Here is a 21,273-nt window from a genome sequence, read left to right as displayed (position 1 = left end):
TCAGGCCTGTGATCGTGCGTGGAGATCGCGGATGGTCTCGGCAAAGGCGAGGGCGGGTCCCTCGACCTGTGCACCGTCGATGACTTCGGGTATCCGCAGCGGCGCGATGCCCAGCGGCGGCTTCCCAAGCTCGGCAGTCCAGCGGGTCAGTTGCTCGGTCGAGCTGGCATAGACGATCCGACCCATCCCGGCGAGGCCATGGGCGGCGGCGCACATCGCGCAATGCTCGCCCGAGGTGTAGACGGTCGCGGCGCGACGTTCGTCAGGCGAAAGATGTTCCACCGCCCAGCGAACGATGGCGAATTCGGGATGCCGCGTGGGATCGCCGCCGCCGATCCGGTTGCGGTCCTCGAACAGCACCTCGCCATCGCGCGAGACGAGCAGCGAGCCGAACGGTGCGTCACCGGCCTCCACCGCCTCGGTCGCCAGTTCTACGCAGCGGTGGAGATGCTTCAGGTCGGTCTCGTTCATGCGGCACGCGCCTTCGACAGGGCCAGGAAACGGTCGGCGGTGCGTAGCGACAGCGCCATGATGGTCAGCGCCGGATTGGCCGCCAGCGCGCTGGGGAAGATCGAATTGTCGCAAATCCACAAATTGGCGATGTCGAAGCTGCGCCCGTCGGCGTCGACGACGGCTTCGTCGCCATTCTCGCCCATGCGGCAGGTGCCGATGGTATGTGCCGAACGGTCGATGGCGAAGATGTCCTGGGCGCCTGCCGCTTCCCAGATCGCGGTCATGACCTGACGAGAATGGCGGTCGATCGCCCGCTCGTTTTCGTGATAGCTGAAATCGATCCTCGCCTTGCGATGGCCGAAGGCGTCGGTCTCGTCCGACAGGGTCAGGCGGTTGTCGGGATGCGGCAGGCACTCGCCGTTGATGCCGATCCCGGCCATGTGGTTATACTGGCGCAGCAGGGACTGGAGCCGCGTGCCCCACATGCCCGCGCCGCGCGCCAGCTGGGTCGCCAGATTGACCGGCAACACGCCCAGGCTCTGGATCAGATAGCCGCCCGCGCACCCCGCCTCGGCCGGGCGCATCATGTCCTCGGTGATCAGCGAGGAGGGATAGCCCCGGTTCATCCGCATCTCGTCGTCGAAACGGCCCCAAACCTGGGTCGCGACATGCGCCATGAAGTTGTGGCCGACCTGCCCGCTCGAATTGGCGAGCCCCAGGTTCAGGAGCAGGCGCGGGCTTTCCACGCCGCCCGCGCACAGGAAGACCGCGCGACAGCGCTGGCGGCGTTCCTCGCCGCCCTGATGATAGACGACGCCGGTGATTTGCCCTTCATGGTCGAGATCGAACGACAGGACGCGGGCCTGGGAGCGCACCTCCGCGCCATGCGCGACGGCGAAGGGCAGGTAGCTGGTATCCATGCTGGTCTTGGCGGCGTTGCGGCAACCCTGGTGACAGGTGCCGCAATTCACACAGGCCTGTCGCTGGCCCCAATAGGGCTGATCGCGGTCGCGCGAGACGAGCGCGGCGGGCGCGTCGGTGGCGGTGATGCCCATGGCCTCACACCCACGCGCCATCGCATCGGCCGAGGCGTTGCGCGGCACCGGCGGATAGGCATAGCGGCGGCTGGCGTCCCAGGGATAGTCGGCCGGCCCGGACACGCCGGTGAACGCCTCGACCTCCTCGACATAGGCGATCAGCTCGGCATGCGGGATCGGCCAGTCGGCGCCTTGCCCGGTCAACGACTTTAGTTGCAGGTCGCGGGCATCCGGGCGCGGGCAGAAGGCGCCCCAGTGCAGCGTCGATCCGCCCACGCCCATGCCCGAATTGTTCGAACCGAAGGCGGTGGGATCGGCCCCGCCGCTCAACCGCTCTTCCATCCAATAGATGTCGGCGGCCAGTTCATCGGCGACGTGATCATTGGGTGCGAAGGAGCGGCCCGCCTCCAGCGCGACGACCGACAGCCCGGCCTTCGCCAGCCGCGCGGTCAGCGGGGCACCGCCCGCCCCGGTGCCGATGACCACGGCATCGACCACCTCCTGATGGGAATAGGGCGCGCGGCTCATGCCATCGTCTCCCGCACCTGCTGCCATGTCTCGACGTCATTCGCCGCCGTGCGCGAATAGCCCTGTTTGCGTGGACCATCGCCGCCGACCGCGAAGCCGTCATAGCCGATCGCCGCCATGGTCGCGGGCAGCGCCACCCATTGGCGGACGATCTCGGCGCGGACATCCTGAAACCACAAGACCATCTGCGCGGGCGACAAATGGCGTTCGTCGTCCGCGACGCCGCCCTGTCCCTCGGCGATCCGCTCCAGCCAGTTCGCCTGCGCGTCATGGTCGAGCGTGACGAAGCCGCCACTCACCGCGTCCAACGTCGCCAGCCCGCGCGTCCAGGCCTCGGCATCGGCGGGCAGTTCGGCGAAGCGCCAGCCATCGCCCTGACCCTGGTTCACCGCCCGTTCCACTCGTGCCGCCAGGCCGTCCATGTCTTCGACCTCGGGCAGAATATGCGCCACCAGTTGCGCCGCGATCGCCCGCTCCGCCGTCGTCCAGCCGGCGGGCGCGTCAGCCACCGGGCGGGTGCGCTCCAGCATCGCGGTGCGTGTCCGGCGGCTCACCCGGTCGGAGCCAAGAATGGCGACGAACGCCGCCGGCAGGATCGACGACGCGACCGCCGCGACATGCGCGCGGATCAACTGCGCGAGCGCTTGCGGCTGTTCATAGGGGATGAGGTGAGCCGCACCCTCGACCGACCGGACCTCGGCGTGGAGATAATGCGGCAGATTATGCGCCCGCTGCGCCGTCTCGCCCAGATCGCCGTCCTCGGCTCCTGCGACGATCAGCACGGGGATCGAGACACGGCCGACCCGCCCGCGCCAATCCTCCAGGCTGCCGCGCTCCAGCCAGCCGAGCCAGGCCTCACGGCTCGACCGGCGGACATCGGCGATCGCCTTCTCCCGCAACGGCTCGGGCAGCGGCGTGGCGGTGTTGGCATCGACGAAGGTTTCGGCATCCGCACGGCCGATCGCGCCATCCGCGACCCAGCCGATCATCTGCTGGCGGCGATCCTCGTCCATCGGCTCTGGGCAGGGCGGGGAGGCGGCGACCAGTACCACGCCGACGACGCCGGCCAGTCCGGCCTCGCCCGCCGCGGCGCGCGCCGCGACGATGGTGGCGATCTTGCCGCCCATGCTGTGCCCGACCAGGATGCACGCGGTCAGCCGCCGACGCCGGATTTCGTCCGCCAGATCATCGGCCATCGCCGCGACATCGGCATAGCCTTCGCCCGCGCGCTCGCCGAACCCCGGCAGGTCGAGCGCGATGCCATCGATGTCGGACAGGTCCGTGCGCACGCCGTCCCATTCGCGGTGGCTGGCACCCAAAGCGTGAAGGAAAACCAGGGAGGGTTGGGTCATGCGGCCTCGCGAACAAAAAGCCCCTGCTGGACGTCGCAGCGGCGGTAGCGTTCCGCGTTCATCGCCCAGATCAAAAATTAATTTGGATCATGGCCGGAAAATGCTCGGTCGGTTCGGCCAGTCCAAAATTTCATGGAACCGTGGCGGCGGGCATGCGCTTCGCCATCATCCCTGTCCCTGCCCGGAGTGAAATCGTGGCCAAGACCGATGAAGCACAGCCGCAATACAAGATCGAATATCGCGAAATCCAGGCGTTCGGTACGCTGAAAGACCTGCCACTGGGTCTGTCCGACAATGCCCGCAAGCAGAGCGTGTCGATCCTCAATCAGGTTCTTGCCGACACGATGATGCTGCGCGACCTGTACAAGAAGCATCACTGGCAGATGTCGGGCGCGACCTTCTATCAGCTGCATCTTTTGCTCGACACACATTATGAAAAGCAGGCCGAACTGGTCGATATGGTCGCCGAGCGTATCCAGTCGCTAGGCGGGATCAGCATCGCGACGCCGCATGACGTGGCCGAGATGACCCGTATCCCGCGTCCGCCGCGCGGGCGTGAGGATGTGCCGACGATGCTGGCGCGTCTGCTGGAGGCGCACCAGATCGTACTCGAACAGGCGCATGAGGGCGCCAAGACCGCCGACGAGTCGGGCGATGACGGTACCAACGATCTGCTGGTCAGCGACATCATCCGCTCCAACGAACCGCAGGTCTGGTTCATCGGCGAGCATCTCGCCGCCACCGCGCTGCAGCGCGCCGACTGAACGATCTGAGCGACGGGAGAGGACGAGGCGATGGCGGAGCGTGATCTGGCGAACGGCATCGCCTCGACCGAATTGGCGGAGGGGCGGATCGTCCCGGCCACTCTCGACGGACAGGACATCGTGCTCGTCCGCCATCGCGGCCGGGTCTGCGCGCTGTCGGGGACATGTACGCATCTGAAGGCGCCGCTCGCCGACGGGATCGTCGCCGACGGCACGCTGCGCTGTCCCTGGCATCACGCCCGCTTCGATGTGGAAACGGGTGAAGCCGTGGGCGCGCCCGCCTTCACGCCGCTCGACCGGTTCATAGTGGTCGAGGAGGACGGACAGGTCCGCATCGACGGACCCGCCGATCCTGTCGAGAAGCCCATTTCGGACGACACGGGCATCGTCGGTACCGTCGTCATCATCGGCGCCGGCGGGGCGGGCCATGCCTGTGCCGAGATGCTGGCGCGGCACGGCGCGGGGCGGGCGGTCACGGTGATCGAGGAAGAGGGCGATGCGCCCTATGACCGCACCTTCTGCTCCAAACAATATCTGGCCGGCAAGGCGGACCGCGACGATGCGGCGTTGCCGGCGCTGGAGGGCGTCGACGTCCGATCGGGCGTTGCCGTGGCCGGGATCGATCGCGAGGCCAAGGTCGTCACCTTGCGCGACGGCACACGCATTCCCTACCGCACGCTGGTCCTCGCCACCGGGGCCGCCGCGATCCGACCGGACTTTTACGGTGCCGATCGCAACGACGTTCATGTCGTGCGTGGTCTTGCCGATGCCGATCGCCTGATCGCCGCCACCGCCGATGCGGGCCGCGCCATCGTGCTGGGGTCGAGCTATATCGGGCTGGAGGTCGCCGCCTCGCTGATCGCGCGCGGGATGGAGGTCGCGGTGGTGTCGGGCGATGCGCTGCCGCTGGAAAAGACCGCCGGGCCGGAGGTCGGGGCGATGATCCGCGATCTGCACGAGTCCAAGGGCGCCACATTCCATCTCGGCCGCCATATCGCGCGTTGGGACGGCAAGGCGGCGATGCTGGACGACGGCACTCGCGTCGAAGGTGACCTTGTCGTCGCCGGTATCGGCGTGCAGCCGCGCGTCGAACTGGCCGAGGCGGCGGGCCTGACGCTGGCGGACAAGGCGGCCGGCGGCGGGGTGCAGGTCGATGCGATGCTCCGTACCTCGGACCCCGCCATCCATGCGATCGGTGACATCGCCAGCGCGCCCGACCCCCGTCTGGGCCATCCCATCCGCGTCGAGCATTGGGTCGTGGCGCAGCGCATGGGACAATGGCTCGCGCGACATCTGCTGGGCAAGGCGGAGGGCGCGTATCAGGAAGTGCCCTTCTTCTGGTCGGGCCATTACGATCTCAGCCTGCGCTATGTCGGCCATGTCGGCGCACCCGACGATCGCAGGACCGACGGCGATGTCGCGGACCGGGATTTCGCCGTCTCCTTCGCCGAGGACGGTCGGGAGCAGGCCGTCCTGACGGCGGGGCGCGACGTGCTGGCGCTGGACAAGGAACATCGATGGGAACGGTCCATGCCGGACGCCGATGGGCGAAATAGTCCGGAATCGGACCCAAGCTGACATATTCCGGCACCACTGGTCAGTCGTCACGGTTTTACCGATGTCGGTTCATCACCAGGTGCCACCCTGTAAGACGTTGTTATCGCTAGCGGCCTTGCCATGACGGCGGCATCCGGGGCCGCGATCCAGGGCTGGGAGACGTGCCATCCCAACCCAACCCAGGCTTAGCAAAAGGCCTTTGGGCACTCCGGACGGATCGGATAGGTGTTCGTTCAGGAGGTTGATATGAAACGTTTAATCCGCCGGATGACGCATCTTCGACACTCCGACGATCAGATTTCGGCCCGCGTCCGCGCGGTGCTGGTGGAATCGCTCTACGCCTCGCCGCGCTCGCTGATCATCGGCGCGCTGACCAGCAGCGCTATCGCGGCCGTCGTCGCGGCGGCCAGCGACGACGAGTGGCTGATCGGCTGCGCGGTGCTGATCGGGCTGGTCGGGGCGGTCCGCATCGTCGATGCGTTGCGGATGCGCGGCTCGGCGACGGTGCGCCAGCAGGAGCGCGGTTATCGCGCCGGGGCGCTCGCCTATGCCGGGCTGCTCGGCGTATTCGGCCTGCTGACCCTCACCCGGACGGACAGCGGCGTGCTCGACCTGCTCTCGGTCACCACCGCCATCGGCTATGCGGCGGGGATCGCCGGGCGCAATGCCGGCCGGCCCCTGATCGCACTGTCGCAACTCTGCTTCGCTTCGCTGCCGCTGGTGTTCGGGCTGCTCCTGCCGCTCGACCCGCTGAAGGCGCTGCTGGCGGCGGTCATCCTGCTGTTCGTGCTGGCGATGAGCGACATCACGCAGCAGACCTATGCCGTCATCCTGCGCGCGACCACCGCGTCGGAGGAAATGGCCGCGCTGGCCGAGCATCACGCGGGCATGGCGCGCCGCGACGATCTGACCGGCATGGCCAACCGCACCGCCTTTCGCGAACATTTCGAGGAGCGGCTGCGCAACCTGACGGCATCGGGCGAGCATCTGGCGCTGCTCTGGCTCGATCTCGACCGGTTCAAGGAGGTGAACGACTTTTTCGGGCATCTGGCGGGCAATGCGCTGCTGGTGGCGGTCGCCCGCCGGCTGGAGCAGGTGCTGGGCGAACGGGGCATCGTCGCGCGGCTGGGCGGGGACGAGTTCGCCATCCTGTGCGGCGTCGCCGATGCGCGCGCGGCGGGCTGCATCGGCAGCGCCATGCTGGAGGCGGTGCGCCAGCCGGTCGGGTTCAATGGCCACGACCTGCGCACCACCGCCTCGATCGGCATCGCCATCGCGCCGGACAATGGCCGGGATGCCGACACGCTGCTGAAGAATGCCGACCTCGCGTTGTACCGCGCCAAGGAGAAGGGGCGGGGCCGCTTCTTCTTCTACGAGCCGCTGATGGACGAGAAGATCGAACGGCGGCGCCAGATCGCGCTCGCGATGGACGGCGCGCTGGAGCGGAACGAGTTCGAGCTGGTCTATCAACCGATCTTCGATCTGGCGAAGGGGCGTATCACGTCGTGCGAGACGCTGCTGCGCTGGAACAGCCCGCAATTCGGCAGCATATCGCCCGCCGAGTTCATCCCGATCGCCGAGGACAATACGCTGATCGTCATGATCGGTGACTGGGTACTGCGCCAGGCGTGCCGGACGGCGGCGGACTGGCCGGCCGATGTGACGATCGCGGTCAACCTGTCGCCCGTGCAGCTCCGCGCGCCCGACCTGACCCATGCGGTGCTGGCGGCGCTGAGCGCGAGCGGGCTGCCCCCGGAGCGGCTGACGCTGGAGGTGACCGAGTCGGTGCTGCTCGACGATGTGGAGCGGTCGCTGGCGGCGTTGAGCGCGCTGAACCGCATCCATGTGTGCACCACGCTCGACGATTTCGGGACGGGCTATTCCTCGCTCAGCTATCTGACCCAGTTCCCGTTCCAGACGCTGAAGATCGATCGCTCCTTCGTCATCGACCTGGAGCATAACCCCGCCTCGGTTGCGATCGTCCAGACCATCGTCGATCTCGCCGCCAAGCTGGGCATGCGCACCGTGGCGGAGGGGGTGGAGACGCCCGCGCAACTCGATCAGCTGCGTCGGACGCGGTGCGATGCGGTGCAGGGCTTCCTACTAGCCCGGCCGATGCCGGCGTCGGAGGTGATCGGCCTGTTCGCCGAGCAGGCCGCCTTCCGATCAAGCCCCGGACAGCCCGCGCTGCCCGGGGCCGCTTGATCAGTCGGCGGCCTTGTCGAGCAGCCGGGTCTGCGCCGCGACCAGCCGCTCCATGCGTTTCAGATCCCCCTCGGTCAGCCGCAGCGCGGCCTCGGCCCAGAGGTCGACCACCGCCTCCAGTTCCTTGAGCGGTAGCGGATTGACCGCGCGCGATGCTTCATAGATCGCACAATGCGCGCTGTGCCGCCGGTCGTTCTGGCGGATATAGTCGGCGACCATGCGCCGCCCTTCGCCCGGCTCGGCCAGCCCATGAATCAGCCCCATCTCATAGAGTTCGTCGGCGCTGTAGGTCCGGCCGCTCAGGATCATGCGCTCGGCCCGCGCCGCGCCCAGCCGCCGCGACAGGAAGCAATGCGCCCCCATGCCGGGGAACAGCCCGAACAGCGTCTCGGGCAGGCCGAAGCTGGTCCCGCGCTCGGCGATGACGACATGGAAGGACAAGAGCGCCTCGAACCCGCCGCCCAGCGCATCGCCCTCGACCAGGCCGATGGTGATGATCGGCCGGTCCAGCCCGCACATGTTGCGATGGAGGATCTGGACGCAGGTGCGCCCGTAACGCGACAGCGCGCCATGGTCGCGGGTGCGGATGGCATGCGCGAACAGGTCGAGGTCGCCACCCAGCGAGAAGACGCCGGGAAAGCGCGAGCCGAGCACGAGATAGCGGATCGGCATCGCGCCGGTATCGACCGCATCGACGATGTCGGCCTGCCAGTGCACGAAGTCGACCAGCAGATCGGGGTTGAAGCTGGGCCGGGTGCGCGGGCGCATGTCGGTCCACAAAGTCTGTGTGTCGGGATCGTGACGCGCATCGAGCTGCCCGTATTGGAAGGGCGATCTGGACGCTTTGGCGCTGACGGGGGTGCGCGCCGTCCGGTCGGGACGGGCGTTGCGCAGTCCGGCCGCGAATTGGGGATCGTGGATCGTCATCATGTCTACCTTCGGAATGCGGCACCATGCCGCAGGCCGAAAATAGGGGCTGCAAACTTGCCGCGACGTTTGCAGGAAATGTCGCGACCCCAAGCATTTATCGGTGGCCCGCCATGGTGGACGGGATGGCGAGGGCGGCGCTTATCCGTGGAGCGGCGGCGTCAGGCAGCGGGCCGGTGCGGGCAGCGCCGCCGGCTCCGGGGTGCGGCCGATCGGGGCGGGGCGCCCGTAGAGGAAGCCCTGGCCCATCTGGCACCCCAGCTGACGCAGGCGCAGCGCCTGCGCCTCGTTCTCGATCCCTTCGGCGATGACGACCTTGCCCAGCCCCATGCCCAGGCCGACGATCGCATGGACGATGGCCAGGGTACCGCCGCCATCGGGCTGGTCGATGCCCGCGACGAAGGACAGGTCGATCTTGATCCGGTCGACCGGCAGGCGGCGGAGATGGACCAGCGAGGCATAGCCGGTGCCGAAATCGTCGAGCGCGATCGCCACCCCGGCATTGTGCAGCGTGCGCAGATTGCCCAGGATGCTGTCCGCCGCACGGTCGAGCATCACGCCCTCGGTCACCTCGACGCACAGTCTTTTGGGTGAAATGCCGTGATGCGCCAGCCGGTCGATCACTGCCTGCGCCGATCGCGGCCCGGCAAGCTGGGCGGAGGTGAAATTGACGCTCAGCACGCCCAGCCGCTCGCCCTCGTCCCGCAACAGGGTCAGCGCCAGTTCGAGGACATGGTCCTGGATCAACGGACCGATCCGCTCGGCCACCAGCACATCGGCGAAGCGGTCGGGCGTCATCTGGCCATGCAGCGGGTGGTTCCAGCGCAGCAGCGCTTCATGCCCGCACACCGTCTCCGTGGTCAGCGAGACGATGGGTTGCAGGAACAGCGTGAACTCGCCGCGTTCGATCGCGACCTCGGCATCGTCGGTGAAGGTCAACTGCAGGTCGCGCAGGCTGCGCTGCAGCGGATCGTAGCGGACATAGCGGCCACGGCCGAGCCGCTTGGCGGTGTAGAGCGCCAGATCGGCATTCTGATAGAGCAGCTCCAGCGCATCGGCATCGTTGGGAAACCGCGCCGAGCCGACGCTGAACGATACGGTGCGGTTGCGATCGCCGGGATGCCAGACCTCGCCCTGCAAGCCGTCGAGCGCGTCGGTCAGCCGGTTCTCGGCGGGCAGATCGCCGGGGCAGAGGATCGCGAACTCGTCGCCGCCGATCCGCGCGATATAGCCGTCCGGGCAGATCCGGCTCGTGCGCGCCAGCGCCGATCCGACATGGCGCAGCAGCATGTCGCCATAGCCATGGCCCAGCCGGTCGTTGACGGTCTTCAGATAGTCGACATCGATCAGGAACAGGCTGAACGGCGTGTCCGCGTCGATCAGGCTCTGTGCCCGTTCCTGAAAGGCGGCGCGATTGCCCAAGCCGGTCAGGAAATCGGTATGCGCGGCCAGCCGCAGGGCTTTGGTTTCGGCCAGATCGATCTCGCGGCGCTGTCGGACGCGCTCCATTTCCTGGCGGATCAGGCGGAACCGGTCGGCGATGGCCAGCGACAGGACCAACGCCTCGAAGGCGAGCGCGGCGAAGGTGCCCATGTCGATCGCGTCATTCTGCGGCGCGAAGCCGAAATTGCGCGCCAGCCGGGCCAGGAACAACCCGATCACCGGCCCCCAGCCGAGCATGTAGAACCAGATCACCCGGCTGCCGCGCCGGACCGCGATGACGCAGGACAGCGCGACGACGGCGACCATCGCCGCGATCACATAGTTGAGCAGCCGGTCGGTGAGGACCGGGGGGAACCACGTATCGGCCGCCGCCGTGACGCCGGTGACGACGCCCGCCGCCGCCAGCAATCGCCCCACCCGCGCCAGTCCGCGCGGCAGGACACCATCCTCGACCACCGCGAAGAAGAACATGTTGCAGGCCGCGACCATCAGCCCGACCAGCGCGAAGTCCAGCCGCACCGCCACCGGTCCGACCAGATCGGGGATCAGCAACGCCGCGACATTGGACCAGGTCAGCCCATAGACCAGCGCGACTCCGACCCACAGCAGATACCAGCGCTGAAAGGCGTATCGCTGCCCGGTATGGATGACGAGATTGTAGAGCAGCGCGGACAGCAGCGTGCCCGCGAACAGGCCCATCAGCACCAGCCACGCGATGTCGGTGTTCGTCATGACCGAGCCCGGCTGGGCCACGACCTTGCGCATCAGCGACAGGTCGTCGATGTGGCGATAGCCCAGATACAGGCCCTGAATGTCACGTCCCGGCTGGGCGATATTGAATTTCAACAGGCCGCCGGGCGCCCAATGGCCGCGCAGGTCATGGGCGGAGCGGTCCAGTCGGGTCGTGCCCGCACGGCCGACGACGATCACCGCAATCCGGTCGAACCGCGTCTGATCGACCAGCAGGCTCCAATGCGCAGGCAGCGCGCCCAGCCGCGTGGCATCCAGCTTCAGCCAGGTCCAGTCGGGGCCACGGCTCGGCGCATCGGGTCCGCAGTCATAGCGCGCCGTGACGACATCCGCGGGCTGCGCGGAATCGCGCAGGGTGGCGACGCAGGCCGATTGCCGCAAGCCGATGGTCGCCGCCGATACCGTCGCCGGGATCAACCCTGCCAACAGCATAAGCATAGCGAGCACCAGCGCTCTGATGTTCGATGCCACTCTCGCGGCCCCCATTTGCCGACGTGCCCCCGCAGTCGCGCTGATGCCGACCTGTCTATCCAAGAACCCCTAGGGGGCACCGCGTATCGCGGCACGGCGGTGACGGCAATCGGGTCTGCGCGACGGGGGTGTCCCTTATTGCGACGGAGATGCAGGTCGCGGCGCCGCCGCATCGATCTCCGCGCCCCAGGGATCGGGCCGGGCGACGGCCCGCCCTTGCGGGGTGAAGTCCATCAGCGGGTCGCTTGAGCGGGTATAACCCGGCCATGAGGGCAGGCCGGGGCCGTTGGGATTGCCGGTCTTGGCAAAGCGGACGACATAAGCGCTCATGACCTGTCCCATCGCCCGGTCGCGCTCGGTGGTCTTGTCGCCATATTTGACCCTGACGGTATCGAAGAAGAACGGGATGTCGGTCGCATGCTGCGCGCCGGGCTGGCCGACCGAGTCCGCGACATAGGAAAAGCGATAATGCCACACCGGCACGCGCCTGTCCGCCAGCACGCCGGCGACCTGACGTGCGCCGGCGATCATGAAGCCGGTCTTGCCGCCCATGTCGGCACTGGTCGCGCCGACGATCACGGACACGCGCGCGAACCGGTCATCGGCATAGGCCGCCCCCATATCGACCACCACCTTGCCGTCGACGAACGGGCCCGTATTGGTGGGCGGCCCGGCTTGCGGCCGGAACAGCGCCATCATGTTGAGGCCATCGGTGACCTCCTCGGCGCTCAGGGCGCGCAGGCGTTCGAGCGCGTCGGGGGCGGCGAGGTCGATGTGCTTCGACCGTGCGAAATTGGCACCGATCGCCTCGACATCGGCCAGCGTGCGCTTATCCGACTGGCCATTGCCGCCCGACATGATGAAGGCCTTGTGGAACAGCCCCCTGGCCAGCGGCGAGGTGTTGAGCATGTGCACCGACATGCCGCCCGCGCTCTCGCCGATGATCGTGACATTGGCCGGGTCGCCGCCAAAGGCCGCCGCGTTGCGCCGGACCCATTGCAGCGCCGCGATCTGGTCCATGATCCCGTAATTGCCCAGACGCCCGCCATCGGCATTCGCCCTGGTCAGCTGCGGCAGCGCGAAGGTGCCGAACCGGCCGACGCGGTAGTTGAAGCTGACGAAGACCACGCCCTGTCTGGCGAGGTCGGCACCCGAATAGGTCGGTGGCGACGCCCCGCCATTCACGAAGCCGCCGCCATAGATCCATACCACCACCGGCAGCTTGCCCTTGGCCACCACCGGTTTCCAGACATTTGCGTAAAGGCAGTCCTCGGCGGGCTTGGTGCCCAGCGGCGCGGCGTCGCTGGGGAAGGGGACCTGCATGCAGTCGGGGGCATAGGCGGTCGCGTCACGCACGCCGGTCCAGGCTGTCACGGGCTGTGGCGCGCGCCAGCGCAGCGCGCCGACCGGCGGCGCGGCGAAGGGGATGCCCTTCCAGCTGGCCACGCCGTCCTCGACGCCGCCGCGCACCGCGCCCCGATCGGTCTGGGCGATCGGCGCGGGCCCTTGCGCGATGGCAGACGCGCTCAAGGGCAGGATCGCGGCCATCGCCACGGTCAGCATCATTCGCATCGCATCGTCTCCCCCGCGTGCCGTCCTATCCCGGAAACGGCATGTTTTCATGGCTTTGCGCCATGGATAGGCCGGAAAGCCTCGCCAGGGGAAGGGGGCGGCGTTCCCGGGCCGCTACGCCCCCGCGATATAGCGCGAGACATTGCCCGCCAGCACGTCGAGCGGCACGTTGCCGCCATCGACCACCGCCTGGTCAAAATCGCGCAGGTCGTAGCGCGGACCCAGCGCCGCCTTGGCGCGGCTGCGCTGCGCGACGATCTCGGCGCGACCGACCTCATAGCCACAGGCCTGGCCCGGCCAGGCGCAATAGCGATCGACCTCACTCTCGGCATTACTGCGCGGCAGGCCGGTGGCGGCGATGAACTCGGCCAGCGCCTTGTCGCGCGACCAGCCCATCGCATGGATGCCGGTGTCGACGATCAGCCGCACCGCCCGCCAGGCCAGCCCCATCAGATAGCCGAGCCGCCCGGCTGGATCGCCATGATACAGGCCCAGCTCGTCGGCCAGCTGCTCGGCATAGAGCGCCCAGCCCTCCGAATAGGCGTTGAACGCCAGGATCGATCGGATCAGCGGCAGCTTCTGCGCATATTCCCCCTGCCAGACATGCCCGGGTATCCCCTCATGATAGACGAGGTCGGGGATGGTCACGCGGTTGTGGATCGACGGATCGCCCAGATTGACCCAGACCTTGCCCGGCACGCTGCCGTCGATCGTGCCCGGTCCGCCATAAGCGGCGGGCGCGCCCGGCTCCTGCGCCAGCGGCATGCGCCGGATTTCCAGATTGCCGCGCGCCAGCCGTCGAAAGGCCTGCGGCAATTTGGGGCGGATCGCGTCGATGCGCCCCTGCATATAGGCGACGATCTGGCGCCGCCCTTCGTCGCCATCGGGAAAGCCGATGCCGGGGCGCTTCTGAAAGGCGATGGTCCGCTCGGCGACGCTGCCCTGGGTCAGCCCGGCACCGCGCAAGATCACGTCCATTTGCGCCTGAAGATCTGTCAGCCGGGCGCGGCCCATGGCGTGCAGGTCGGCGGCGCTGCGGCGAGTCGTCGTGCCGGCGCGCAGGCCCCAGGCATACCATTCGGGACCATGCGGACGGGTGAGGAGACCCGCCGCATCGGTCGCCACCGCCCGCTCGGCGCGTAATTCGGCCAGCTGCCGCTCCAGCGCGGGGATGATCGCGGTACGGACGATCCGCGCCGCCCGGGCGCTCCAGTCGCCGGGGACGCTCGCCCCCTTGCGCGCCAGCGGGCCGACCAGCGGGCCATCGGTGTTCGCCGCCTCGGCGATGGTGCGGGTCATCCCTGCGATCGTCTTGTCGAGCAGGAAGGCGGGCGGGACGACGCCCATGCCGCGCGCCTGGGCGATGCGCGTGGTTTCGCCGTCCAGCTGCGCGGGCATCGTGGCGAGGCGGGCGAGATAGGCCTCGGCATCCGCCTTGTCGCGCACCGGCTGATCGCCATCGAGCAGCTGCGGCACGTCGAGCCAGGACCCGACATTCTGGACGACGGCATAGGGCGTGTTGCGCCAGTCGCCGATCGTCGCCACGCCGTAGGGCAGCGCCATGCCGTCCAACGCGGTGCGGAATGCGCTTTCGACGACCGCGATGCTGGTCGCGGTCGAGGGATCGAGCCCGGCGCGCGGCACTCGCGCCAGGTTGGCCAGCGCCTTGGTCAGGACGCGCTGCCGGACCGCGATGCCCGCCGGCGAGCGATCCTCAAGCCGCCGCCGCAGATCGGCATGCGCGCCGGTATCGACGCCCAGTGAGGTGGCGCGTTCGGGCAGGAGGTCCAGCAATTGCCACGCGATACGGTCGAGCAGCGGCGGCGCGGCATTCTGGGCGGCGGCGGGGATGGCGGTCGAGGCGGTGACGGCGGCGAACCCGGCCAGGGTTTCGCGACGGGAGAAAAAGCGATCCATCTCCGGATGATGGCCGGCCCTCTGCCGAAGGTCAAACAGGGCACGAGCGACCCACGCGGCAAAATCGAATAAAAAATACCCTCTAGCGACCGGTCGGAATCGATGACATGCCTTGCACCCATGAAAGAATGGCAGTTCTGGATCGATCGCGGGGGAACGTTCACGGATGTGGTGGCCCGGCGGCCCGACGGCACGCTCGTCACCGCCAAGCTGCTCTCCGAAGACCCGGAGCGCCGCTATGACGCGGCCGAGGCGGCGATCCGCCAGTTGACGGGGGCGGGCGACGGCCCGCTTCAGCCCTGCACCATCCGGATCGGCACGACCATCGCGACCAATGCGCTGCTGGAGCGCGAAGGCGCGCCGGTGCTGCTCGCGATCACGCGGGGTTTCGGCGATGCGCTGACCATCGGCTATCAGGATCGCCCCGACATTTTCGCGCGCGACATCCGCCGCGCCGTGCCCCTGTTTGCCGATGTCGTCGAGATCGACGAGCGGGTGGCGGAGAACGGTACGGTGCTGACCCCGCTCGATGAAGAGGGGGCGGCAGCGGCCTTTGCCAGGGCCTATGCGGCGGGCCTCCGGTCGGTCGCGATCATATTGGTCCATGGCTGGCGGCATCAGGCGCATGAGGCGAAGCTGGCCGATCTCGCGCAGGCGGCGGGCTTCACCCAGATTTCGGTCAGCCACCGCACCGCGCCGCTGATCCGGCTGGTCGCGCGCGGCGATACGACATTGGTCGACGCCTATCTGTCGCCCGTACTGCGCCGCTATGTGCAGGGGCTGGAGACGTCGCTGGGCGAGGCCGCCGCCGGGGGGTTGTTGTTCATGCAGTCGAGCGGCGGGCTGGTCGCGGCCGACCGGTTCGGCGGCAAAGACGCGCTGCTATCCGGGCCGGCGGGCGGGATTGTCGGCATGGCGCGCACCGCGCGCGGAGCCGGGTTCGACCGGGTCATCGGGTTCGACATGGGCGGCACCTCGACCGACGTGTCGCTCTATGCGGGCAGCTATGACCGGCGATCGGATGCGGTGCTGGCGGGGGTGCGCGTCGCGGTGCCGATGATGCGGATCGATACGGTCGCGGCGGGCGGCGGGTCGATCTGTCATTTCGATGGCGGGCGGCTGCTGGTCGGCCCGGCTTCGGCGGGGGCCGATCCGGGGCCGGCCTGTTACCGGCGCGGCGGGCCGCTGACCGTGACCGACTGCAACATGGTGCTGGGCAAGCTGCAACCCGATTATTTCCCCGCGCTGTTCGGGCCGAACCGCGACCTGCCACCCGATCGGCAGGCGGCCGAGGCGGCGCTGGACGCGCTGCTCGACCAAGTGGCGGCGACGACCGGCGAACGGCTCGACCGGTTCGCGGCGGCCGAGGGGATGGTCGCGATCGCGGTCGCCAATATGGCGCGTGCGATCCGCGCCGTATCGGTGGCACGGGGCGAGGACCCGGCCTCGTACGCGCTTGCCTGTTTCGGCGGAGCGGGCGGGCAGCATGCCTGCCTGGTCGCCGATGCGCTGGGCATGGAGCAAGTGCTGATCCACCCGCTGGCCGGCGTCTTGTCGGCGGTCGGCATCGGATTGGCGGCGCGCAGCGTGGTGCGTGAGGCGACGGTGGCGCTGCCGCTGGCCGATGGCGGGCTGAACGCGGCGCTGGCTGACTTGCGCGATGCCGCGACCTCCGCGCTGGCCGCACAGGGCGTGGCCGGCGATGCGATCCGTACCGAGACGCTGGCGCAGCTCCGCTATGCGCGCAACGACCAGACGATCGCGGTTCCCTGGGGATCGCCGGACGCGATGGCCGAGGCGTTCGCGGATGCCCATCGCCAGCGTTTCGGCTTTGTCGGCGACGATGCACTGGTCGTCGAGCTGTTGCGGGTCGAGGCGAGCGCCGAGCAGGACGGGCAGGACCTGCCCGCGCCGGATTTGCCCGCGCAGTCCGCCGCGCCGGTGGCATGCGTGCCCATGTATCTGGCCGGTGCGATGCGCGAGGCACCGGTTCATACCCGCGAGGGGCTGGCGATGGACGGCATCGTCGCGGGCCCCGCGCTGATCCTCGATCCGGTGTCGACCGTGATCGTCGAACCCGGCTGGCGCGCGCGGGTGCTGGCGGACGGCACATTGCTGCTCGAACGGACCGAGGCCCGCGCCGAACGGGCGGCGGACGATGCGGTCGATCCGGTGCGGCTGGAGATTTTCGCGGGCCTGTTCATGGGGATCGCCGAGGAGATGGGGGCCGCGCTGCAACGCAGCGCCGCCTCGGTCAATATCCGCGAGCGGCTGGATTTCTCGTGCGCGCTGTTCGACGCGGAGGGCGGGCTGGTCGCCAACGCGCCACATATTCCGGTGCATCTGGGATCGATGGGTGAGAGCATCCGCACCGTCATCGCCAATCGCGCGGGCACGATGCGCGAGGGGCAGGTCTATGCGCTGAACGATCCCTATCGCGGCGGCACCCATCTGCCCGACATCACCGTTATCATGCCGGTTTTCGCCGGCGGCGGGACGCCCGCCTATTTCGTCGCGGCGCGCGGCCATCATGCCGATGTCGGCGGCACTACGCCCGGCTCGATGCCGCCCGACAGCCGGACGCTGGCCGACGAAGGCGTGGTGTTCGACGACATGCTGATCGTCGAGGACGGGGTGCTGCGCGAAGCGCCGATCCGCGAGCTGCTGGCCGGCGGTCCCCATCCGGCGCGCAATATCGACCAGAATATCGCCGATCTCGCCGCGCAGGTCGCCGCCTGCGCACGCGGCGCGGAGGGGCTTCGCCAGCTGGCAAAGCAGCAGGGGCAAGGCGTCGTCACCCGCTACATGGCGCATGTCCAGGCGCATGCCGAGGCGATGGCGCGGCGGATGATCGCGACGCTGTCCGACGGGCATTTCCGCTATAAGCTGGACGACGGTGCGGCGGTCGAGGTGGCGGTGCGGGTGAACCGGGCCGAGGGCAGCGCGGTGATCGACTTCACCGGGACGAGCGAACAGCGGCCGAGCAACTTCAACGCGCCGCTGGCGGTGACCCGCGCCGCCGTCCTCTATGTCCTGCGCCTGCTGGTCGACGAGGCGGTGCCGCTGAACGAGGGCTTTCTGCGCCCCGTCCGGATCATCGTGCCCGAAGGATCGATGCTCCATCCGCGTTCCCCCGCCGCCGTGGTCGCGGGCAATGTCGAGGTCAGCCAGGTCGTCACCGACGCGCTGCTCGGCGCGCTGGGGGCGATGGCGGCCAGCCAGGGGACGATGAACAACCTGACCTTCGGCGACGACAGCTATCAATATTATGAGACGATCGCCGGCGGTGCGGGCGCGGGGTCGGGGCATGACGGAGCCGATGCGATCCAGACGCATATGACCAACAGCCGGTTGACCGATCCCGAGATACTCGAGACGCGGTATCCGGTGCTGCTCGAACAATTCGCGATCCGGCGCGGATCGGGCGGGGCGGGGGCACAAAGCGGCGGCGACGGGACGGTCCGCCGCCTGCGTTTCCTGCGGCCCTTGCGCGCCGGTATTCTCAGCAACCGGCGGATCGTTGCGCCCTTCGGACTGGCCGGTGGCGCGGACGGACGGGTGGGTGTCAACCGCGTCGAGCGGGCGGATGGCGGCATCGAACCGCTCGCTTCCACCGCGCGGATCGACATGGGCGTGGACGACGTGCTGGTGATCGAGACGCCGGGCGGCGGCGGTTATGGCGAGGGCAGCCGCTGATGTGGGTGCTCGCGGGGATCGTCGTCATCGCCGGCGGCTTTCTGCTGCGCGCGCATCCGCTGCTGGTCATCATCGTGTCGGCGGCGGTCACGGGGCTTGCGGCGGGGCTCGATCCGGTGCGGGTGCTGGCGACCTTCGGCCATGCCTTCAACGAGACGCGCTATGTCACCGCCGTCTATATGATCCTGCCGGTCATCGCGCTCTTGGAACGGCGGGGGTTGCAGGAACGCGCGCGGGCGCTGGTCGCGGGCCTTCGCGGTGCGACGACCGGGCGGCTGCTGATCGGCTATCTGCTCTTCCGCCAGGTGATGGCGGCGCTCGGCCTCACCTCGGTCGCGGGGCCGGCGCAGACGGTGCGTCCGCTGGTCGCGCCGATGGCCGAAGCCGCTGCCGAACGCCAGGGCGACGGCAGCGCCGAGACTGCCGAAAAGGTCAAGGCGATGGCGGCGGCGACCGATACGGTGGGTCTGTTCTTTGGCGAGGACATCTTCATCGCGATCGGATCGATCCTGCTGATGAAGGGCGTGCTCGACGGCTATGGCATCCATCTGGAGCCGTTCCAGCTCTCCGTCTGGGCGATACCGACCGCGATCGCGGCGTTCGTCATTCATGGCGCGCGATTGTTGTTGCTCGACCGGCGGCTGGCACGGCGCGCCGGGGAACGGGGAGCGGGCCGGTGATCGGGCTGAACCTGGTTTACGGCGTCGTCGGCATCCTGTTCGCGATCTTTGCCGGGCTCGGCCTGCGCGACCGGCGCTGGGCCAATGGCGCGTTTCATGGGCTGATTGCGCTGTCGTTCCTGGCCGGCGACTGGCTGGGCGATGTCGGCAATGGTGTGCTCGTCCTGGCACTGGTGGCGATCGCCGCGTCGGGGCGGATGCGCCGTGCCGAGCCGGTGGAGCCGGCAAGGGATCGCCACGGCGCGAAGGTCTTCGTGCCCGCGTTGATCGTGCCGGCGGTCGCGCTGCTCGGCACGCTGGCGTTCAAGCAGGTGCCCGCACTAGTCGACCCCAAACAGGCGACGCTGGTCGCGCTGACCTTCGGGACGATCATCGCGCTGATCCTGTGCCGGACGCTGCTCCAGGCGAAGCCGGCCGAGCCGTTCGTCGCCGGACGCGGCCTGATCGACGATATCGGTTGGGTGGCGGTGATGCCGCAGCTGCTCGCCAGCCTGGGCGCGGTCTTCGCGCTGGCCGGGGTGGGGCAGGTGGTCGGCATGTTGATCGGCACGATCATCCCGGCGGGCAGCGTGATCGGCGCGGTCCTGGCCTATGCGCTGGGCATGGCGCTGTTCACCATCGTCATGGGCAATGCCTTTGCCGCCTTTCCCGTGATGACGGCGGCGGTGGGCGTGCCGCTGCTGATCCAGCGGGCCGGTGGCGATCCGGCGATCGTCGCGGCGGTAGGGATGCTGGCGGGCTTTTGCGGGACGCTGCTGACCCCGATGGCCGCCAACTTCAACCTGCTGCCCGCCGCGCTCCTGGGGTTGAAGGACAAATATGGCGTCATCCGCGCGCAGGCGCCGACCGCGCTCCTGCTGCTCGTCTTCAACATCCTCCTGCTCTACGGAATGATCGCGTGACCCGACTGGACCAAGCCACTGCGCAGATGTTCGCCACCATGACGCTGGGGCATGTCGGGCGCGAATATCCCAATCATCTCAGCCACGCGCTGGACGGGCCGGAGGACGCGCGGACACCCGCCGAGCTGCATCCCGTCTTCTACGGCAGCTTCGACTGGCATAGCTGCGTCCATGGCTGGTGGCAGCTCCTTCGCCTGATCCGCCTCTATCCCGACATGCCCGTCGTCGCCGAAGTGCGCGCGCGGGCCGATGCGATGCTGGTGCCGGACAAGATTGCCGCCGAGATCGCCTATTTCGAACGCCCCAGCGCCGGCGGGTTCGAGCGGCCCTATGGCTGGGCCTGGCTGCTCGCGCTGCATGACGAGGCGAGCCGGCATGACGCGGGCTGGGCCGACGCGCTGGAACCCTTGGCAAGGTTTCTGGCGGCGCGGTTCCGCGGCTTCCTGCCGCGCCTGACCTATCCGCTGCGGGTGGGGACGCATTTCAACACGAGCTTCGCGCTGACGCTGGCGTGGGACTGGGCCGAGGGGCGTGACGAGGAACTACGCGCGCTGATCGCCGATGTCGTGCCCGGCTGGTTTGCAAAGGACTGCGATTGCCAGGCGTGGGAGCCGGGTGGCGACGAGTTCCTGTCGCCCGCGCTGACCGAAGCGCTGGTGATGAGCCGGGTGCTCGACGACGCGGCGTTTCGCGCGTGGTTCGACGGCTTCCTTCCGCGCGTCGGGCAGGGCGAGCCGGTCACGCTGTTCACCCCCGCGATCGTCTCCGACCGCAACGACGGCAAGATCGCGCATCTCGACGGACTGAACCTCAGCCGCGCCTGGTGCTGGCGGACGATCGCGGCCAAGCTGGGGCCGGACCATCCCGTCGCGCCCCGCGCCGAAACGGCGGCGGCCGATCACCTTGCCGCCAGCCTGCCGCATATCGGCGACAACTATATGGGCGAGCATTGGCTCGCCACCTTCGCCCTGTTGGCATTGGCGGCGTAAGCTTGTCGCGAGGCTACATCGCATTCAGCC

The 21,273-nt window shown here is 68.6% G+C and carries 14 protein-coding genes; 7 read left to right on the top strand and 7 right to left on the bottom strand.

Annotated features, from left to right (window positions below):
- From ACQHGV_RS10175 to ACQHGV_RS10165, 3 genes are read right to left on the bottom strand one after another with little or no spacing between them, the layout of a single operon-like run.
- On the bottom strand, positions 1-471 hold the full coding sequence (locus ACQHGV_RS10175) for a nucleoside deaminase (RefSeq protein ID WP_440978111.1): 471 nt from the start codon (positions 469-471) through the stop codon (positions 1-3).
- Positions 468-2,018: a GMC family oxidoreductase gene (locus ACQHGV_RS10170; RefSeq protein WP_440978110.1), complete on the bottom strand. Its 1,551-nt coding sequence runs from the start codon at positions 2,016-2,018 to the stop codon at positions 468-470. Before ACQHGV_RS10170 ends, ACQHGV_RS10175 begins: the two co-directional genes overlap by 4 nt.
- On the bottom strand, positions 2,015-3,370 hold the full coding sequence (locus ACQHGV_RS10165; RefSeq protein WP_440978109.1) for an alpha/beta fold hydrolase: 1,356 nt from the start codon (positions 3,368-3,370) through the stop codon (positions 2,015-2,017). The genes ACQHGV_RS10170 and ACQHGV_RS10165 overlap by 4 nt, the downstream gene beginning before the upstream one ends.
- Positions 3,371-3,564: 194 nt before the next feature.
- Between ACQHGV_RS10165 and ACQHGV_RS10160 the strand changes: the two genes are divergently transcribed.
- From ACQHGV_RS10160 to ACQHGV_RS10150, 3 genes are all read left to right on the top strand, one after another.
- Positions 3,565-4,134: a Dps family protein gene (locus ACQHGV_RS10160; RefSeq protein ID WP_440978108.1), complete on the top strand. Its 570-nt coding sequence runs from the start codon at positions 3,565-3,567 to the stop codon at positions 4,132-4,134.
- 30 nt (positions 4,135-4,164) lie between these two features.
- Positions 4,165-5,712: an FAD-dependent oxidoreductase gene (locus ACQHGV_RS10155; protein WP_440978107.1), complete on the top strand. Its 1,548-nt coding sequence runs from the start codon at positions 4,165-4,167 to the stop codon at positions 5,710-5,712.
- Between the two features lie 225 nt (positions 5,713-5,937).
- Positions 5,938-7,896, top strand: coding sequence for a putative bifunctional diguanylate cyclase/phosphodiesterase (locus tag ACQHGV_RS10150; protein WP_440978106.1), 1,959 nt, complete (start codon positions 5,938-5,940; stop codon positions 7,894-7,896).
- Here ACQHGV_RS10150 and ACQHGV_RS10145 read toward each other — a convergent pair whose 3' ends face one another.
- The 4 genes from ACQHGV_RS10145 to ACQHGV_RS10130 all read right to left on the bottom strand — a co-directional run bounded on the left by ACQHGV_RS10145 (position 7,897) and on the right by ACQHGV_RS10130 (position 14,976).
- Positions 7,897-8,826: a crotonase/enoyl-CoA hydratase family protein gene (locus ACQHGV_RS10145; RefSeq protein WP_440978105.1), complete on the bottom strand. Its 930-nt coding sequence runs from the start codon at positions 8,824-8,826 to the stop codon at positions 7,897-7,899.
- Between the two features lie 138 nt (positions 8,827-8,964).
- The gene (locus ACQHGV_RS10140; RefSeq protein ID WP_440980188.1) at positions 8,965-11,454 is read right to left on the bottom strand and encodes a putative bifunctional diguanylate cyclase/phosphodiesterase; all 2,490 of its coding nucleotides are present in this window, start codon (positions 11,452-11,454) and stop codon (positions 8,965-8,967) included.
- A 168-nt stretch (positions 11,455-11,622) separates the two neighbouring features.
- Positions 11,623-13,059: a carboxylesterase/lipase family protein gene (locus tag ACQHGV_RS10135; protein ID WP_440978104.1), complete on the bottom strand. Its 1,437-nt coding sequence runs from the start codon at positions 13,057-13,059 to the stop codon at positions 11,623-11,625.
- Between the two features lie 114 nt (positions 13,060-13,173).
- Positions 13,174-14,976, bottom strand: a complete 1,803-nt coding sequence (locus ACQHGV_RS10130; RefSeq protein WP_440978103.1) for a DUF885 domain-containing protein — start codon at positions 14,974-14,976, stop codon at positions 13,174-13,176.
- A 120-nt stretch (positions 14,977-15,096) separates the two neighbouring features.
- Between ACQHGV_RS10130 and ACQHGV_RS10125 the strand changes: the two genes are divergently transcribed.
- The 4 genes from ACQHGV_RS10125 to ACQHGV_RS10110 are packed head-to-tail and all read left to right on the top strand — an operon-like array spanning position 15,097 to position 21,243.
- A complete protein-coding gene (locus ACQHGV_RS10125; RefSeq protein WP_440978102.1) occupies positions 15,097-18,672 on the top strand; it encodes a hydantoinase B/oxoprolinase family protein in 3,576 nt (1,191 codons plus the stop codon).
- On the top strand, positions 18,672-19,352 hold the full coding sequence (locus ACQHGV_RS10120; protein WP_440978101.1) for a DUF969 domain-containing protein: 681 nt from the start codon (positions 18,672-18,674) through the stop codon (positions 19,350-19,352). Before ACQHGV_RS10125 ends, ACQHGV_RS10120 begins: the two co-directional genes overlap by 1 nt.
- Positions 19,349-20,254: a DUF979 domain-containing protein gene (locus tag ACQHGV_RS10115; protein ID WP_440978100.1), complete on the top strand. Its 906-nt coding sequence runs from the start codon at positions 19,349-19,351 to the stop codon at positions 20,252-20,254. The genes ACQHGV_RS10120 and ACQHGV_RS10115 overlap by 4 nt, the downstream gene beginning before the upstream one ends.
- Positions 20,251-21,243: a DUF2891 domain-containing protein gene (locus tag ACQHGV_RS10110; RefSeq protein WP_440978099.1), complete on the top strand. Its 993-nt coding sequence runs from the start codon at positions 20,251-20,253 to the stop codon at positions 21,241-21,243. The genes ACQHGV_RS10115 and ACQHGV_RS10110 overlap by 4 nt, the downstream gene beginning before the upstream one ends.
- Positions 21,244-21,273 lie beyond the last annotated feature (30 nt).

Source organism: Sphingomonas pseudosanguinis (assembly GCF_052056765.1).
Lineage (GTDB): Bacteria > Pseudomonadota > Alphaproteobacteria > Sphingomonadales > Sphingomonadaceae > Sphingomonas > Sphingomonas pseudosanguinis.
This window is presented reverse-complemented; position numbering and strand designations above follow the sequence as displayed.